This is a genomic window from Affinundibacterium nitidum (assembly GCF_014284155.1).
Lineage (GTDB): Bacteria > Pseudomonadota > Gammaproteobacteria > Burkholderiales > Burkholderiaceae_D > Undibacterium > Undibacterium nitidum.
Window position 1 is genome coordinate 39,163 of record NZ_JACOFZ010000009.1, and the last position, 18,589, is coordinate 57,751.

Annotated in this window: 13 protein-coding genes; 7 read left to right on the forward strand and 6 right to left on the reverse strand. The window is 47.0% G+C overall.

The window, feature by feature from the left end; translation table 11 throughout:
• Nucleotides 1-228 precede the first annotated feature (228 nt).
• On the forward strand, nucleotides 229-993 hold the full coding sequence (locus H8K36_RS16580) for a YoaK family protein (RefSeq protein ID WP_186917631.1): 765 nt from the start codon (nucleotides 229-231) through the stop codon (nucleotides 991-993).
• A 27-nt stretch (nucleotides 994-1,020) separates the two neighbouring features.
• On the opposite strand, the gene H8K36_RS16585 is transcribed toward H8K36_RS16580, so the two are convergent.
• Nucleotides 1,021-2,469, reverse strand: a complete 1,449-nt coding sequence (locus H8K36_RS16585; protein WP_186917632.1) for a M20/M25/M40 family metallo-hydrolase — start codon at nucleotides 2,467-2,469, stop codon at nucleotides 1,021-1,023.
• Between the two features lie 435 nt (nucleotides 2,470-2,904).
• On the opposite strand from H8K36_RS16585, the gene H8K36_RS16590 reads away from it, so the two are divergent.
• Entirely contained in the window at nucleotides 2,905-3,240 is a 336-nt protein-coding gene (locus H8K36_RS16590; RefSeq protein WP_186917633.1) for a DUF3579 domain-containing protein, read from the forward strand.
• 63 nt (nucleotides 3,241-3,303) lie between these two features.
• On the opposite strand, the gene nhaD is transcribed toward H8K36_RS16590, so the two are convergent.
• Nucleotides 3,304-4,584, reverse strand: coding sequence for a sodium:proton antiporter NhaD (gene nhaD, locus H8K36_RS16595; RefSeq protein ID WP_186917634.1), 1,281 nt, complete (start codon nucleotides 4,582-4,584; stop codon nucleotides 3,304-3,306).
• A gap of 192 nt (nucleotides 4,585-4,776) precedes the next feature.
• Between nhaD and H8K36_RS16600 the strand changes: the two genes are divergently transcribed.
• Both H8K36_RS16600 and H8K36_RS16605 read left to right on the forward strand, forming a co-directional pair.
• A complete protein-coding gene (locus H8K36_RS16600) occupies nucleotides 4,777-5,250 on the forward strand; it encodes a NanQ anomerase/TabA/YiaL family protein (RefSeq protein WP_186917635.1) in 474 nt (157 codons plus the stop codon).
• Nucleotides 5,251-5,386: 136 nt separating this feature from the next.
• A complete protein-coding gene (locus H8K36_RS16605; RefSeq protein ID WP_186917636.1) occupies nucleotides 5,387-7,510 on the forward strand; it encodes an amidohydrolase family protein in 2,124 nt (707 codons plus the stop codon).
• A 292-nt stretch (nucleotides 7,511-7,802) separates the two neighbouring features.
• Here H8K36_RS16605 and sppA read toward each other — a convergent pair whose 3' ends face one another.
• On the reverse strand, nucleotides 7,803-9,659 hold the full coding sequence (gene sppA / locus H8K36_RS16610) for a signal peptide peptidase SppA (RefSeq protein ID WP_186917637.1): 1,857 nt from the start codon (nucleotides 9,657-9,659) through the stop codon (nucleotides 7,803-7,805).
• A gap of 87 nt (nucleotides 9,660-9,746) precedes the next feature.
• Entirely contained in the window at nucleotides 9,747-10,790 is a 1,044-nt protein-coding gene (locus tag H8K36_RS16615; RefSeq protein ID WP_186917638.1) for a S1/P1 nuclease, read from the reverse strand.
• A gap of 138 nt (nucleotides 10,791-10,928) precedes the next feature.
• Here H8K36_RS16615 and H8K36_RS16620 point away from each other — a divergent pair, with 138 nt between their 5' ends.
• From H8K36_RS16620 to H8K36_RS16630, 3 genes are all read left to right on the forward strand, one after another.
• Nucleotides 10,929-12,035 (forward strand): S-(hydroxymethyl)glutathione dehydrogenase/class III alcohol dehydrogenase, encoded by a 1,107-nt coding sequence (locus H8K36_RS16620; protein ID WP_186917639.1) that lies wholly within the window; start codon nucleotides 10,929-10,931, stop codon nucleotides 12,033-12,035.
• Nucleotides 12,036-12,136: 101 nt separating this feature from the next.
• The gene (locus H8K36_RS16625) at nucleotides 12,137-13,318 is read left to right on the forward strand and encodes a hypothetical protein (protein WP_186917640.1); all 1,182 of its coding nucleotides are present in this window, start codon (nucleotides 12,137-12,139) and stop codon (nucleotides 13,316-13,318) included.
• A 224-nt stretch (nucleotides 13,319-13,542) separates the two neighbouring features.
• Nucleotides 13,543-15,210, forward strand: coding sequence for a peptide chain release factor 3 (locus H8K36_RS16630; protein ID WP_230404751.1), 1,668 nt, complete (start codon nucleotides 13,543-13,545; stop codon nucleotides 15,208-15,210).
• Nucleotides 15,211-15,325: 115 nt separating this feature from the next.
• Here the strand turns inward: H8K36_RS16630 and H8K36_RS16635 are convergent, their stop codons facing one another.
• Both H8K36_RS16635 and clpB read right to left on the reverse strand, forming a co-directional pair.
• Complete coding sequence (locus tag H8K36_RS16635; protein ID WP_186917641.1) at nucleotides 15,326-15,880, reverse strand: GNAT family N-acetyltransferase; 555 nt, start codon at nucleotides 15,878-15,880, stop codon at nucleotides 15,326-15,328.
• 113 nt (nucleotides 15,881-15,993) lie between these two features.
• On the reverse strand, nucleotides 15,994-18,588 hold the full coding sequence (clpB, locus tag H8K36_RS16640; protein ID WP_186917642.1) for an ATP-dependent chaperone ClpB: 2,595 nt from the start codon (nucleotides 18,586-18,588) through the stop codon (nucleotides 15,994-15,996).
• Nucleotide 18,589 lies beyond the last annotated feature (1 nt).

Here is an 18,589-nt window from a genome sequence, read left to right on the forward strand (position 1 = left end):
AATGGTATGTTGATACAAGTCAACATACCATTCGCAAAAAAGCCACACCACTTTCACTGAACGATGTAGACCAGTTATTTTCAGTGGTCTTAATAGCAAATATTTTCAAAAAAGCCATGTTTTGAGGTAACAAAACTGAGATATTTTTGCTTTACTAGACTTTCATCTATTTGAGGTGTAAAAAAGAAGAGGTAAATAGCACCTCTCTCGACTCAGTTAAAAATCAGAATGACCCTTCATTACATTGCTAAGCTCACCTCTCCCAAACGCACCCAAGAATCAAACCTACATTTGGGATTGGTATTAAGCTGGATCGCAGGAGCATTAAACGCAGGTGGCTTTCTCGCTGTTGGGCAATACACTTCGCATATGACAGGGATAATTTCGACTGCGGCAGATGATCTAATTCTGTCTCGATATATACCAGCAGTGGCTGCAATACTCATGTTGATCGCTTTCATCATTGGCTCTGCAACGACAGCGATCTGGATCAACTACGCGAAGCGGAATTCCTATGCGATGCATTACTCTCCCGTACTCTTTCTAGAAGCGATCCTCCTGCTTTTTTTCGGCATGGTCGGCCATGGACTTTCGCAACATGAGCTCATTACTGTTTCGTTCACGACGATGCTCTTGTGTTACATGATGGGTCTACAAAACGCTCTGATCACAAAGATTTCACACGCAGAAATTCGTACGACTCATGTCACCGGATTAGTCACAGACATTGGCATCGAATTAGGAAAACTATGCTATTGGAACTACGACAAGGATAAAGGCGAAGAGGCACATATTCGTGCAAATCGTCATAAGCTTCGACTACACAGCTCTCTAGTGATCGCTTTTTTTGTTGGTGGCATCGCCGGTGCGTCAGGGTTTAAGTACCTCGGCTTCATTTCAACTGTTCCCTTATCACTAACCCTGATCTGTGTTGGTATCGCGCCATATTTCGACAAAAAAAAACACCACCCAGAGGGTGGTGCTGAACATTGAAACGATTCACTTAACTAATTAGCGTGATCATTTTCTCGACTTCAGTGGCTCCTGGCCCGAACCAAAGTTGACCGGCGAATTCGCCGACATCCACGCATATACTGCAAAGGCTGCGGTCGCTTGATTTATGCGAGCTGGCTCGATCTTATCGAAAGTATCGTCGGGCGTGTGATGCAGATCGAAATAATCATCGGCTTTCAAGGTCAATCCAAAACTAGCAGCACCAAGCGACCGTAAGCTGCCCATATCTGGCCCTGGATAAGCATTATTATCACCGGCAACAACACCAAGCGGTGCCATTACGGCTTGCATCTGTTTAACCACCGCAAATGCCTCTGGACGAACAAAAGAAGACAGCTGTGTGACTGGGCCTTGGCCAGAATCTGCCTCGGCTGCGGCCTGAATTTTCGAAATTTGTTTTTCATTCGCAGCAGCATAGGCTTTGCCGCCGAATAATCCCTGCTCTTCATTAGCAAACAAGACCACACGAATACTACGCTTAGGTTTCAGACCTTGACGCTTAATAAATTCTGCTGCAGCCATCGTAATCGCACAACCAGCGCCATCATCGATAGTGCCAGTCCCCAAGTCCCAAGAATCCAAGTGACCACCCATCAGCACATATTCATTTGGAAGCTCACTTCCCGTAATTTCACCAATAACGTTGTAAGAAGTGTAGCTGCCATTAGCGCCAGAACTCAAGCTGAGCTTTAAACTGACAGGCTTACCACGTTTAATCATGCGCACAACCATATCAGCGTCCGAATTCGACATTGCTGCCGCTGGGATTTTCTCTACACCGTCTTCATAGTTCATCACGCCGGTGTGCGGAAAACGATGGCTATCCGTTCCCACTGAGCGAATGACGATCGCCACCGCACCTTTGCGTGCTGCTTCCGATGCGCCTTTGGTACGCCCCGCTTGCACCGAGCCATAATCGGCTGCTGTTTGCATCTTGTGGTTGATGAAAACGATCTTACCTTTCACTGCATCTGGAGATGCTGCCTGCAAATCCTTGAAGGTTGCGAACTGCACCAATTCTGCCGTCAAGCCACCTGCAGGTGTCGCAATACTATTACCCAATGCAGTGATGGTTAGAGGTTGCGGAAAAGGAGCAACAATTTCAGCCTTCTCTTCGCCCCGCTGCCAGCTCGGAAAAGTCACAGGTTCTTTCCATACTTTATCAAATCCTAATTCTTTGAATTTTGCTTCTGCCCACGCAACAGCACGTGCATCGGCCGGCGTACCGGCCATACGAGGCCCGACTTCGGTCGTCAAAGATTCCAAAATACGATAACTCGCATTATCAAGGCGGGCTGCATCGCGCAACCAAGCAGCTGTATTCAAATCTTTGTCGGAGAAAACACTGACTTCTGACGTCTTATCGGCGGCAATTGCATTGCCCAGCAAGAGGTTCGAACCGAAGGCTGCTAGCAACGCTGCTGTCATTGTTAAAACTTTTACTCTCTTCAACATGCTTATTTCCCTTAATCTTTTTGGAATGTATTTGCAAAAAACACTACTTACATCGATGTACTTAAAATCGTAATTCGCTCATGAGAGACCTTCTAAGCCTACAAAAAGTTCACTTTCACAGACAAACAACAGAAATGCGATGCGTCGCAATTCCGCTTTACTCTGAAAAAATTTGCACTATACTTGACGAGATTGCACCACGGAAATTTTTTAGAGACTTTTTTCCAGAGTAAACGTCTGTAAGTCTTCTATAAGATATAATACATACGTGATTCGATTCCGTCACCAATGAACACCTAGTAAGCGCGAAAGATTTACCTTGTTGCACTTACGAAGCCAGTAACAGAATCCAATAACATCGCATGTGGTGAGAGACAAAATGCATATAGCAGGTTTCGACAACATCTTCATTCTTGGACAGTACAAGCGAACCCCATGACAGATTCTTCAGTCAATCCATCAGCACCGAAACGGGAGTTTTTCATCCAAGGTTTAACCAGTGATGGCAAACAGTTTCGCCCTAGCGATTGGGCAGAACGCCTGTGTGGAGCGATGTCTTGTTTCCGTCCAGAAGGTGGGCGCAACGCACACCTGCAATACTCCCCTTATGTACGCCCTATTCTGCTTGATGGTGTTCGCTCAGTCGTAGTTAACGAAGCGCTGCGTGAGATTGAGCCATTGGCATATCACTTCGTCTTAAGTTTTGCCAAAGACAATGATCTGCAGATCGTTGATGCATGTCTCCTTCCCGACCCAGCGGAAAAGAAATAAGAGCGGACAAAGTCGCTCCGATTCAACTCAATTCGAGTAAGATTAAGTAGCCCCATGCAAGGCTTAATGTGTCATTTGATATTGCAGCATGTAAGCGGCTGCACCCGAAAAATAGCCAATTAAAGCTAGCAAACTAATTTTACGCAAATACCACGTAAAACTAATTTTCTCTAAACCCATGGCAGCCACACCCGAAGCAGATCCAATAATCAAAATCGACCCACCTGTGCCAGCACAATAGGCCAGAAATTCCCACAAGAAGCTATCAACGGGATATTGCGCCAAGTTATACATACCCATTGAAGCTGCAACCAAGGGCACGTTATCGACGACTGCACTTGCTAGTCCGATCAATACCACAATCACATCTTGGCGCCCCACCGCATGCTCTAAACTCGTCGCCAGATTTGCCAACAAATGCGTGTGTTCCAGCACAGCAACCGCCAACAAAATGCCAATAAAGAAAATAATTGAGGCCATATCAATACGGGTTAAAGCGCTGACCAAGGTCAAGCGCTCTTTGTGTGCCTCGTCTTTTTCTTTGTGTAACAAGTCACCAACCATCCACAAGATGCCAAGGCCAAAAAGTATGCCCATGAATGGGGGTAAATGTGTAACAGTCTTGAATAGTGGGACACAAATCAAAATCGCTAGTCCCAAACAAAACATGGTATTACGTTCAAACGCAGCGTGAAATGAGAGATCTTCTCCGCGCTCTGCTGGCAACACGACCGGCCGGCCCTTTATCATAAACGTCATCACCAAAAGTGGAATCAAAAGACTAATCAAACTAGGCAGAAACACGGTCTTCATAATATTGATGGCAGTAATTTGTCCACCAATCCACAACATCGTGGTAGTCACATCACCAATCGGTGTCCATGCGCCCCCCGCATTAGCAGCAATCACGATTAAGCCAGCGAACAACATACGATCTTCTTTGTCCGCAAGTAATTTGCGCATCAGAGAAATCATAACAATAGTAGTAGTCAGATTATCGAGAATGGCGCTCAAAAAGAAAGTCACGAATCCGACCAGCCACATCAAGGAAGATAATCGACTGGTTTTGATTCTAGAAGTAATGACTTCAAAACCATTATGAGCATCGACCACTTCCACGATGGCCATCGCCCCCATCAAGAAAAATACGATCTGCGCGGTCGACATCAGCGACTCACCCAGCTCGTTTCCAACAAGCTCTGGAGAAGACGACGACATGGCGTAAATCGTCCACAGACAACCGGCACCAAGCAAGGCAGACGCTGACTTATTGATCTTAATCGGATGCTCTAACGCAATCGCCACATAGGTCAAAACAAACACAATAATAATTGCTGTCAACATAGGAATCAGTTCTTGAATTGATAGGAAACACGGTCAGCGGACTTTCACCCACAAATACTATCTATTGAGCCAAGTCTACCGCATGCCACTCTGAGGAGAAAGCTTTGATACAGCGTTTTCGACAATTACTGTGGTCAAATTCAAAGTTCTGCCATAATCAAGGTCTCTATCTCGCAATTACCTAGCACTTTTATGATACTGGCTCACCTCGACCAAGCAAGTCACCTGTTGCCTCCTGAGATCCAAAAAGCGATCGATCACTTGCGTCTTACCGACTATCTTGAAAAAGAACCTGGCCGATATGAAATCGAAGAAGGAAAAATGTTCGCTTTGGTGCAAGATCCTCTTACCCAATATTGGGATACAGGATTCCCCGAATTCCATCAACGACATATCGATGTGCAATGCCTGTTGCAGGGTGAAGAAATCATTGGTTATTTACCCGCGAATCAAGACCTCATTCCTACTCAAGATTTTCTGAAGGAGCGTGATATTGCCTTTGTAGCGACGCAAGAAAACGAAACTAAGCTGCATCTAACACCAAGGATGTTCGCCGTATTTTATCCCGGCGAATTGCATCGCCCTTGCAAGGCGGCAACACAGCCAATACGGATCAAAAAAGTCGTGATTAAAATCGTTCAGGAATCTCCCTGCGTCAGCACCTAAACCGTTCATCCACACAGATTGTCATTTCATCACTCAACTTTGCATTCAATCGAAAAATTCATGCGATCCGTTTGTATCGCAGGTATTCTTAGACAGTAGTTTCAATGTCATCCTCAAATTTTCTTGGAGCCTCTGAATGAAAATCGTTAAAACCATCATTGCCAGCAGTATTTTCTCTTTGTATGCGATGTCTGCATTCGCCGATACACAAACCACGAAATTTCTCATTTTTCTAGAGAATGGCAAACAAGCCGGTGAACATGTCGTGCAACGTGACGACTCTGGTTTAATTAAAGTCAGTTTCGTTTTCAAAGACAATGGACGCGGACCAGAACTTAAAGAAGAAATCCGTCTTGGTGGCGATGGACTAGTCAGCGAATTTAAAGTCACTGGCACTTCAACTTTCGGTGCGCCCATCAATGAGAGTTTCCGCCGTGACGGCAAACAAGCGCAATGGCAGTCGACTTCCGAAAAGGGCAGTAAGCAAGTCGATGGCGCTGCTTTGTATATTCCACTCAATAGTTCATTTGAAATCGGCTCTATCTCGATTGGAGCTTTAGCTGCCTCTCCAAACAATCAACTGCCTTTACTGCCAACGGGTACGTTATCGCAGACCAAAATTGCTGAGCTTGAAGTCACGAACGGCGACAAGAAACAAAAAGTTCAATTACTGGCACAAACAGGAATTGGCCTATCCCCAAGTTTTATGTGGGCAACGACCGGCGACAAGCCACGCCTATTTGGCGTCATTGTTCCAGGTTATATGAAAGCCCTGGAAGAAGGTTGGGAAAAGAATGCAGATGCGATGGCAGAAGTTCAGAAATCTGCGGAAGCTAAAGTTCTCAACGATTGGGCAAAGAGACTACAACATCCATTGCAAGGCTTGACCGTCATCAAAAACACCCGCATTTTTGATAGCGACAAAGCGACGGTCGGTGCACTGTCCGACGTCTACGTACTGCGTGGCCGTATTTCTGCAATTTTGCCAGCAGGTTCTCCTGTGCGCGGTGCTAACGCAGAAATCGATGCTGCCGGTCGTATTATGCTGCCAGGTCTATTTGATATGCATGGCCATGTCGGTCGTTGGGATGGTGGCCTCAATATCGCGGCAGGTGTCACGACGGTCCGTGATCTGGGGAACGAGAATGCTCAAGTACAATTGATCATTGATGAAGTTGCCGATGGCAAATTACTTAGCCCACAAATTGTTCCGGCGGGCTTCCTTGAGGGAGAAAGTCCATTTTCTGCGAACAATGGTTTCGTGATTAAGGATCTTGCTGGCGCCAAAAACGCAATCGATTGGTATGCGCAACACGGTTATCCTCAGCTCAAAATCTACAACTCGTTCCCTAAAGAGATTTTAAAAGAAACCGTTGCTTACGCCCATTCACGCGGCTTACGTGTTTCGGGACATATTCCAGTTGGTTTGCGCGCATTCGAAGCAATCGATGCAGGATACGATGAAATCCAACATATCAATCAAATCATGTTGAACTTCCTCGCCACACCCGAGACAGATACGCGCACCCTTGATCGTTTTAACTTACCTGCTAAGAAAACCGCAGACATCGACTTCAATTCAAAAACAGTCAAGAATTTCGTGAAGACACTCAAGGACAAAAAGATTGCACTCGATCCTACGCTCGCGACTTTTGCATTTTTGAAGCAAAAAGATGGTGATATTAACGAACCGTTCGCGACCATTGCTAGCCATATGCCGCCAGATGTCAGCCGCGGTTTCTCGGTTGGTACCATGAAGATCGAAGACGATGCGGCATTAAAGCAGCATGAGAAGTCATACGCAAAAATGGTGGAATTTGTCGGACGCTTGTATAAAGAAGGTGTGCCTATCGTCGCAGGTACAGATGAATTAGCAGGTTTCACACTGCACTCGGAACTCGCGATGTTGGTGAAAGCAGGTTTAACACCAGCACAAGCTTTGCAAGTGGCCACCAAGAACGGTGCCATTTTTACTCGTACGGAGTCTGACCGTGGTTCCATCAAAGTTGGCAAACTGGCCGATATCATTTTGGTCGATGGCGACCCGACCAAAAATATTGAAGATGTGCGCAAAGCATCAGTTGTGATCACTCGCGGCTTTTTGATGTATCCAAGCGAGATTCACAAGAACTTTGGTATTACGCCGTTCGTCAACAATCCACCGCAATTAACGCCTTTGAAGCCAGTGTCATCGAATAACGCATTGGGGATCAATGAAGCGGTGATGCAGCGTTATTTCAATAGCGCAAAACGTGATTAATCGTATCTAGTCACGCCAACAAAAAAGCAGCCCACGGGCTGCTTTTTTGTTGGTGAAGAAATTCAATTCCTAGACTAACGACTTACGCAAATTGCGCTGGCTAAGCGTGGAGCCGAAGACAATGCACTTGCACGACAAGGCGAACACAACAAGGCCAACGTCTGTTTTTCTCGTTCCCTTATAACGGACTTACGCAAAATTCCGCTGGCTAGGCGCCGAGGCGAAGACAGTGCTTCTGCACGGCGAGCCGAAAGCAACAACGCCAGCGTCTGTTTTGCGTAAGTCCTAAAGCTTATTGCGGGCCGCACATACAATGCGTCATCACCATATAGCCTTTGTTATCTTTACGCATATCCGCTAACCAGCTCAATTCTTTGACCATATCAGCTGCAGCAGCAGGAGGTACGCCTGTAGGTGTCACTGCAACCTTAAACTGTTGGCTCACTGCTTGTGCAGCAGAGTCACCAAAGGCGCTAAACAAACGTTCAAATTTTGAAGGTTCACGCTCAATATAGGCAACACGATATCCGTCGCCCAATTTGGCACGCACAGCTGCAGACTTCAATGCGTCTTGGTAACTACCTAAACGATCGACCAAGCCACGCTCCTTCGCTTGCTCGCCGGTCCACACACGTCCTTGAGCTACCGCATCAATTTTTTCTGGAGTGGTCTTACGGGCAGCCGCTGTTTTGGTAATGAACTGACTGTAGGTATTGTTGATGCCCAACTGTATCACTTCTGCGAAGCGTGGATTCAAAGGACGCAAAGGGTTAAACGAATCTGCCATCCAAGTCGTCGTCGTACCTGCTGTATGAACACCGATCTTGTCCATCACGCGATCTGCTGTTGGGAAGATCGCGAACACACCGATAGAACCGGTAATTGTCGCTTGGTCTGCGATGACTTCGTCAGATGACATTGACACCCAATATCCACCTGATGCCGCCAGATTACCCATAGAAATAATGACTGGCTTACCGGCTTTCTGAGTCAACTCCAATTCTTGACGAATCAATTCAGACGCAAACGCGCTACCACCTGGCGAATCTACGCGTAATACGATAGCCTTAATTTGATCGTCTTCACGTGCTTTACGAATCAAGTTCGACGTCGATAAGCCACCAATCGAACCTGCCGGCGCATTGCCGTCACTAATTTCACCTTCGGCGATGATCACACCCACTGCTGGGCCAAACTCGAGCTTACGTTGATTTTCAAGGTACTCATCAAAAGCGATTTGTTTAAAGCTCTTAGAATGCTCATCTTTCGCCCCCATTGCCAACATCATTTGGCGCAGGTCATCACGTGTTTTTAAGCCATCAACTAATTTTGCATCCACTGCAAACTGCGCCACACTGCCGTTAGCAGCCTTTAACATCTCTGGCAATTTATTGATGTTTTCCATTACCGCACCCGCTTGCATTTTGCGTGCTTTCTCAACGTCGTCAGTATAAATTTTCCACATCGCGTTATACAAGAAAGCCTCTGCTTCGGAAGCAGATTGTGATGGCCCATTAGCAATGTATGGCTCAGCAAAACTCTTGAAGGTACCTACTTTCAGGACATTAACCGTAATGCCGATTTTTTCCAAAGCATCATGGTAATAGTTACGGTAACGACCAAAGCCCGTCAACATTACCGTACCCATAGGATGCAAATATACTTCATTCGCATGCGCCGCCAAAAAGTACTGACGTTGATCGTAGTTTGTACCCCAAGCGATCACCTTCTTGCCACTCGCTTTGAAACGATCAATCGCTGCTGCAACTTCACGCAACATTGGCAGACCAGCACCTTGCATATTATCGAGCATCAGCACCGCACTGGTGATTTTCGGATCTTTACTGGCCGCTTCCAATACGGTTAAGACATCGCGTAATTGGGTCGATTTTTTCGAATCGCCTTGCAGCTCTGCCAGAAATGCATCACTTGCGCTACCGGGGTGCTGCTCAACAAGGTCACCCTTAAAATTAATGACCACCGCGGTTTTCTCTTCGACCTTAATTTTGTTCGAAGAAAACATACTGCTGAAGATGAGAATCACGATCAGGAGAAAAATAAAGTTCATCACAAAGCGACGACTACTGTCGACCGCGTTCCATACGAACTTAATTGCTTGTCCTATCCTACCGAAGGGAGAAACTGCCATAAACACTCCTGATGTTTAACCACAAAAAATAATCAAAAAATCGAACAAAACCAAAACTGAAGCAACTACCCGGGCTGTGTCACAGGCTCAGGCATAAATCGAATTCAGCAAAGCGGCCAGGCGAAATGCTGCCTTATTGATTTCCACAATCTGCATTTGCTCTACACGTTCACGGTATTTTAACGGTAGTTCAACATTCCAGCGATCGCCGCGCGGTGTATTTGTCTTTTTGCCGAAGCTCAAACCCTCAAAAGCTTTCCGTGCATCAATCAATGACTCATTTGCCCAAAGTTGTGGCGCCAAGCGTATTTGCTCTGGGGACATCATAGGCAAAGCCGCGAGCCCCTGTTGCTGAGCCTGCATCTGCAATTGTTCCTTTACATTCGGGCTGACCTTATCCCACAGTGAGTGCAAATTCGTTGTTTCAAATTGAAGCGCATTTCCCCCCTGAGTGCCGGAAATTGTGGATGCTGATCCAGCCACACTCAATGACACAGAAAGAGGATCGACCACTTGTCCATCCGCATCCAAATACACACCGGCCACGTGTAAGGGCTGGTGTAGGTCTCCTACCAAATGGATCAACATGTACAATGCTTCACGTTCACTTGAAAAATGGAATGGTGCGGGAACCGTTTCACCGCGCAAATAGGCGATCGAAGCAGCCAAAGCCTGCACGATATCTTCGCCGGCGCTACCAAACTCACCCGCTTGATAGCTAGATTGCGAAAGGCTCAAATCAGTGTAATGGTAATGTTTATGGCAACTCTCGCGTGATTTCGCTGTCGCAAAACAACTATCATGATTTCGTTTCACGAAAGCAGTCAAAACAGCGATATCTTCCGGATTTTCAAACGTTTTGCAATCCACGTAGCGACCTGGATTGGTATATTCGAATTGTAGGTCCGGACTGACATTCTTGAGACAATCCGCCCACCCTGCCACTTGTGCCATCGAGCGCCCGCCAAGGATCAGTTTCACTCTTTCCGCCGCTCGCGTATTTTGCAGCAAGCGTTCAGCCATCGCACCCACTATTTCGTGACCATCTGCGCCCCAGGCCCATACTGGTGACGGCAAAATCAACGTCAAAGACAAAAATAACGCGCAAAGGCGACGAGTAAGAAGCAACATATTAAGAAATACCACAAATAAGTTAAAACCTGATTTTAGCCTGAATGCCGCACGCACGCATTTTGATTGAAAGCTTTACAATAGCGGCACACAAATTTTCAGCACAAATCACCATACCAATGATCCGGGAGACTCCAAATGAAAACTAAAGCAGCGGTTGCATGGCAGGCAGGAAAACCATTAACAATAGAAGAAGTTGACTTGCAAGGACCAAAGGCAGGCGAGGTTTTGGTGGAAATTAAGGCCACTGGTATTTGCCACACCGATTACTACACTCTTTCAGGCGCAGATCCTGAAGGTATTTTCCCTGCCATTTTGGGCCACGAAGGTGCGGGCATCGTGGTTGATGTAGGCCCAGGTGTGAAGTCACTCAAGAAAGATGACCACGTCATTCCTTTGTACACGCCTGAATGTCGTGAATGCAAATTTTGCCTCTCCCAAAAAACGAATTTGTGCCAGGCCATCCGCAGCACGCAAGGCCGCGGCTTGATGCCCGACGCTACTAGCCGATTTTCTTTGGATGGCAAGCCACTATTCCATTACATGGGCACTTCGACTTTTTCTAATTACATCGTCGTCCCGGAAATCGCCCTCGCCAAGATTCGTGAAGACGCGCCATTCGATAAAGTTTGCTACATCGGTTGCGGTGTCACCACAGGCGTTGGCGCCGTTCTGTTTACAGCCAAGGTCGAAGCCGGTGCTAACGTAGTGGTGTTTGGTTTAGGCGGTATTGGTTTGAATGTGATTCAAGCAGCTCGCATGGTCGGTGCCAACAAAATCATTGGCGTCGACATCAACCCAGCACGCGAAAGCATGGCGCGAAAATTCGGCATGACAGACTTCATCAATCCTAAAGAAGTCAGCAATGTGGTGGATGCCATCATCGGCTTAACAGATGGCGGCGCCGACTATAGTTTCGAATGCATAGGCAATACGACGACAATGCGTCAAGCTTTAGAATGCTGTCATAAAGGTTGGGGGCAATCGATCATCATTGGCGTCGCAGCGGCAGGTCAAGAAATCAGTACGCGTCCATTCCAATTAGTCACTGGCAGGGTCTGGAAAGGTTCCGCTTTCGGCGGCGCACGCGGCCGCACCGATGTACCGAAAATCGTCGATTGGTATATGGAAGGAAAACTCAATATCGATGATTTGATCACGCACAAGTTACCATTGGAGCGTATCAACGAAGGCTTCGACTTAATGAAGAGTGGAGAATCGATACGCTCTGTTGTTGAATTCTAGCGCTAAAATGGACTGCGGCGAACAAGCATATCGAAGTTCGCCGCAATAGGACCTAGCCACACAGCTTGAACCTGCTTTCGTATTTGTTGTACTGATCTGCTATGTTTGCTTTCCCTCTTTCTGGTCTGTTCTCTCTGTTAAACATCCGTTATTTCCGGATCCATCGGACTATCGTCGCCTCAGTTTTGATCAGCGCATGCGTTCAAGCCTTGGCCCAAGACATCAGTTATCAATCAATGCAATTTAAAGGAAAGTCAACACGCGGTGATATCGTGACGAGCGATATCACCATGCCTTTCTTCAGTTCTTCAAAAACAGATATTGCGAGCTATATCAATGACAAGCTCTTCATCGGGCAGCTCGAAATGTTGGCACCAACACGATGGAAGCCCTTTTTTGGTGATGCCGATGGCACGAGCGTGACTGGCATTGAAAATCAAAGTTTCACCGTTAGCCGCCTAGATCAAAAAGTCATTACAGTCGATTTCGACACTGAATATTGCGGCGCCTATTGCGAAGCGTCCAACTATTTTTACAACTTTGAAACGCAGAGCGGTCGCTACATCGTTCTTTCGGAATTAGTCACCAAGCCGGGCGCGCAGGAAATCTTGCGACGGTTGAAGGCTGAGAAAATACGTCAGTATCGTGACCAATTGCGACAACTTAGACTTGAGCGCAAGAATATCTCCCCGAAAAGAACAAAATCGCAGCAAGATGAGATCGCTGACATCGAAGATAGAATCGCATTGAATACGCAATGTCTGAATGATAGCCAAGCAAGTCTCAGCAGCATGACATCGGTTGAAGCCCTTACCTACTTGCGATACAAGCTACTCGATAAAGAGCTGATGATCCTCAGTAGTCGCTGCAGTAATCATGCCTCGCGTGCACTCGATGATGTGGGTGAAATAAGCGTCAACATCAGTTACGACAGTCTACGCCCCCATCTCAGTAAATATGGTCAAGCCCTTCTATTCGAAGGAAATGTAACCCTAGAGAATACTGTCATCAGCCAAGTCTTACGAGGAAAGCTCGGCAACAATGCCATCACTATGGTGATACAAGCAGATACCAAAGATACCGTCTCCGCGATTTATTTCTATGACAAATATCGAAAAGCCATCAGTTTATTTGGTAGCGGACAGAATGGGATGTTTGAGCTCATTGAGAGAAATGAAGATGGACAAGAGCAAGCCAAGTTCCAGCTGAAAACTTCTGGTACAAACGTTTATGGCTATTGGTTAGGCAAATCGAAACTCAAAGTCGAATTACGCTCACCGTAATTTGTTCTTGGTACGACGTTTCATTGCGCCTTACTAAATTGCTTTTATGCTACCGATAGTTATCTGATCGGATTATCGTAAAGCCCTGAATAACCTCTTCACCAGCCTCTATCAAAAGCGCCAATTTTCTCGGCCTTGATTTGTCGCCTACCCGCAGGACTTTGGAGCATGCCCCTCCCGTGTTAGAATGGCGGGTTATTCTCCATTTTATTGCAAGTCCTGCCATGAACGATCTTACCCAAAATCCCGAACAACAAGACGACTTAGAGTCAGTCCAAGTCAAGAAAGTCTCGACCGATCTGATTCGCAAAGAAGTCGCCCGTCGTCGCACTTTCGGCATTATTTCCCATCCGGATGCGGGTAAAACGACACTCACTGAGAAGCTATTGATGTTCTCCGGTGCAATTCAATTGGCAGGTACTGTCAAAGCACGTAAGAGCGGTCGCCATGCCACTTCGGACTGGATGGAAATTGAGAAGCAACGTGGTATCTCGGTTGCGTCTTCTGTAATGCAGTTTGAATACCGCGATCACGTCGTCAATTTGCTCGACACTCCAGGTCACCAAGACTTCTCAGAGGATACCTATCGTGTATTAACCGCTGTTGACTCGGCATTGATGGTGATCGATGCTGCGAAGGGTGTGGAAGAGCAAACCATCAAGTTGCTCAATGTCTGCCGCATGCGCAACACGCCTATCATTACTTTCGTTAACAAAATGGATCGCGAAACACGCGACCCATTGGAGCTTTTGGACGAACTTGAATCTGTATTGAAAATCCAATGCGCGCCAGTCACCTGGCCGATTGGTATGGGTAAAACTTTCCGCGGTGTGTATCACATTCTCAAAGATGAAATCATGCTGTTCACACCCGGTAGTGAACGTGCTGATCAAGAATTTGAAGTCGTGAAAGGCATTGATAACCCTCGCCTTGCCGAGTTATTCCCGCTCGAAATCGAACAATTAAAAATGGAAGTTGAATTGGTACACGGCGCCTCACATCCATTTGATTTGGACGCTGTATTAGCAGGTACGCAAACCCCTGTTTTCTTTGGCTCCGCAATTAACAATTTCGGTGTCCGTGAAATTTTGAATGCCCTGTTAGACTGGGCTCCAGCACCGCGCGGTCGTGATGCGACAGTGCGTGCAGTTGAACCAAACGAAGCGCCTTTCTCCGGTTTCGTGTTTAAGATTCAAGCGAATATGGACCCTGCACACCGCGACCGTATCGCCTTCTTGCGCGTATGCTCTGGCCGTTTCGAACGCGGCATGAAGCTGAAACATTTGCGCATTAATCGTGATATTAAAGTCTCTTCGGTGGTCACGTTCATGGCTTCTTCTCGCGAACAAGTGGAAGAAGCTTACGCAGGTGACATCATTGGTTTGCCAAATCACGGCAACATGCAAATCGGCGATAGTTTTTCAGAAGGCGAACTCTTGCAGTTCACTGGCATCCCCTACTTCGCGCCAGATTTTTTCCGTATTGCTCGCATTCTTAATCCGTTAAAAACCAAACAGTTGCAAAAAGGTTTGCAACAGTTGGGTGAAGAAGGTGCAGTGCAGGTGTTTAAACCTGTGGTCAGTAGTGACCTCATCCTCGGTGCGGTCGGTGTCTTGCAGTTTGAAGTGGTCGCCAGCCGTCTCAAAAATGAATACGGCGTCGATGCAGTATTTGAGGGCACTAGCATTAGTAGTGCCCGCTGGGTGACTTGTGAAGACAAGAAAATGTTGGCAGATTTCGAGCGCTCTAGCGCTGGCGGCAACCTAGCCTATGATGCCGCAGGTAATCTGGCTTACTTAGCGAGCTCAGGGGTTAATCTACGTTTAACCCAAGAGCGTTGGCCTGACATCGTATTCCACGCTACACGTGAGCATGCAGCGAAGCTAGATTAATACGCTGTAGTGTATTCAACAGCTAAGAAAAAACGGACAGTCGATTAACGCTGTCCGTTTTTTTATTGCATCACTATACTCATCGAGATACTCGTTGACGCTACGCATCGATCAACTATTCCAATTCTAAACGCATACGTTCAAATCGTATCGTCACGCCATTAGGTAAGGTATCGGCGACGTCTTCTATTTTTTGGAATCCAAGTACCTGATAAAACGGCACGCCCGGCAAGGTCGCCATTAATTCCAAACTTCGAAAACCTTGTTCTCTAGCGGCCTCTTTACAAGCATTAAACACTGCGGTCCCCACACCACGTCTGGCGGCATCGGGCGCAATAAAGAAAGCGCGAATTCTAGCTGCGTCATGGGCTGGGTCAAGAAACTCTGCACCACCCATCGGTCTTTGATCGCCACCATACAAGGTGCGACGGCGACTCCAACCTCCGCAGCCAGCCAACTTGCCGTCGATCGTTGCAGTGAAGTAGCTCCCATCTTTGACCAGTGCGGTATCAACACCGAACACGTACTGAATCGCCGCTTCGGTCTCCACATCCGAATAAAAACCACGACTCAAGGCACGAGCAGATTCTTGAATGAGCTGGTTCAATTCTGGAACTTCTTCCATCGTACTGGGACGCACGAGCACCGATGATGGCTTTGATACCGACATGTCTACCTCTTCCTTGATCACGAACGAAAACTCATGATACACAGAATCGGCATAAAAGAAAAACGCGCCGCAAGCACATTGACGGCGCGTTTGATTAAGCCAAAATCATCGACTTAAACTGCTTTCTTGAATACGAGTTCAGCACCATCAACGTCCACAATGATCACGTCTTTTGGACCAAACTTACCTTGCAGGATGAGTTTAGACAGACTGTTCTCAATTTCTTGCTGTATCGCTCGTTTCAAAGGCCGTGCACCATACACAGGATCGAAGCCTGCCTCCGCAATCTTGAGCAAAGCCGCATCGGATACTTCTAAGCCCATATCCATTTGCGCCAATCGTTTGGCTAGCGTTTGCAATTGGATCTTGGCGATCGCACCAATATTCTTTGCATCCAAAGCGTGGAACACCACGATCTCATCGATACGGTTAATAAATTCAGGACGGAAATGTGACTTCACTTCCCCCATTACCGCCATCTTGATCACACTAGGTTCACTACCCTCCATCGCTTGGATTTGATGCGAGCCCAGATTCGAGGTCATCACGATCACGGTATTTTTGAAGTCCACAGTACGGCCTTGGCCATCAGTCATACGACCATCATCAAGCACTTGCAGCAAGACGTTAAACACATCATGATGGGCTTTTTCCACTTCATCGAGCAAAATCACGCTATACGGTTTGCGGCGCACTGCTTCGGTCAAATAACCACCTTCTTCATAGCCAACATATCCAGGTGGCGCGCCTATCAAACGCGCGACGGAATGTTTCTCCATGAATTCACTCATATCGATACGAATTAAGGACTCTTCAGTATCAAACATGAAGCCCGCTAATGCTTTGCATAGCTCTGTCTTACCGACACCGGTAGGGCCCAAGAACAAGAAAGAGCCATACGGACGATTCGGGTCACCAAGCCCTGCACGTGAACGACGGATAGCATCGGAAACCGCAGTAATTGCTTCATGTTGACCAACCACACGTTGATGCAAAGCGTCTTCCATTTGCAGCAATTTGTCGCGTTCGCCCTGCATCATGCGCGACACAGGAATACCAGTAGCACGTGATACGATTTCAGCAATCTCTTCTGCACCAACTTGCGTACGCAACAATTTAGTTTTGCCATCCGCCGCTTCATTCTTCGCTGCTTGAAGCTCAGCGGCTTTTAATTGTGCGTCCAACTCTGGCAAACGCCCATACTGCAATTGCGACATGGTTTGCCAATCACCCTTGCGCTTGGCATCGTCCATTTGCAGACGTATCTTTTCGATCTCTTCCTTGATATGGGTTGTACCCTGTACCTGTGATTTCTCTGCCTTCCAAATTTCTTCGAGGTCGGCGTACTCACGCGACAAGCTCTTAATTTCTTCTTCAATCAAAGACAAACGCTTTTTCGAACCTTCATCTTTTTCACGTTTAACCGCTTCGCGTTCGATCTTTAATTGAATCAAGCGACGGTCAAGCTTATCCATCACTTCAGGTTTCGAGTCGATTTCGATCTTGATCTTCGCAGCCGCTTCATCGATCAAATCAATCGCCTTATCCGGTAAAAAGCGGTCGGTAATATAACGGTGCGACAATTCAGCCGCAGCCACGATTGCTGGGTCTGTGATATCAACGCCATGGTGGACTTCGTACTTTTCTTGCAATCCGCGCAAAATCGCGATCGTCGCTTCCACACTAGGCTCATCGACAATAATCTTTTGGAAGCGGCGCTCCAAAGCAGCGTCTTTCTCGATGTACTTACGATATTCATCCAAAGTAGTGGCACCAACACAATGCAACTCGCCACGCGCCAAGGCTGGCTTCAACATATTGCCCGCATCCATAGCGCCTTCAGCTTTACCAGCGCCGACCATTGTGTGTAACTCGTCGATGAAAACGATAGTCTGACCTTCATCCATCGCGATCTCTTTTAACACCGCCTTTAGACGCTCTTCAAATTCGCCACGAAACTTCGCACCTGCCAGCAATGCTGCCATATCGAGTGACAGTACCCGTTTAGACTTCAAGCTATCTGGCACCTCGCCATTGACAATACGCTGTGCTAAGCCTTCGACGATGGCCGTCTTGCCCACACCTGGTTCACCAATGAGTACCGGATTATTTTTGCTACGACGCTGCAAAACTTGTATAGCACGACGAATTTCATCGTCACGACCAATCACTGGGTCAAGCTTACCCAATCGTGCGCGCTCAGTCAGATCCAAGGTATATTTTTTCAATGCTTCGCGTTGACCTTCCGCATCGGCGGAATCAACATTAGCACCACCACGAACACCTTTAATCGCGGCTTCCAATGCACTACGTGTCAGGCCATTCTCGCGCGCTAACTTACCGGCTTCTGATTTGTCGTCAACCAAGGCCAGCAATAACATTTCGCTCGCAAGGAACTGATCACCACGCTTTTGCGATTCTTTGTCTGCAAGGTTCAACAATCCTGCTAATTCGCGTCCAATTTGTACTTGGCCATCGGTACCTGTCACCTTTGGCAAGCGATCCAAAGCGCTCTTGAGCCCATTAAGTAAACCATTGATATTAACGCCAGCACGCTGCAGTAGTGCGCGTGCGCCGCCGTCATCTTGGTTCATCAGCGCCAGCAAGACGTGCACAGGTTCGATATATTGGTTATCATTGCCGACAGCTTGGCTCTGCGCATCTGCCAAAGCCTCTTGTAGTTTTGTCGTTAATTTATCAAGACGCATA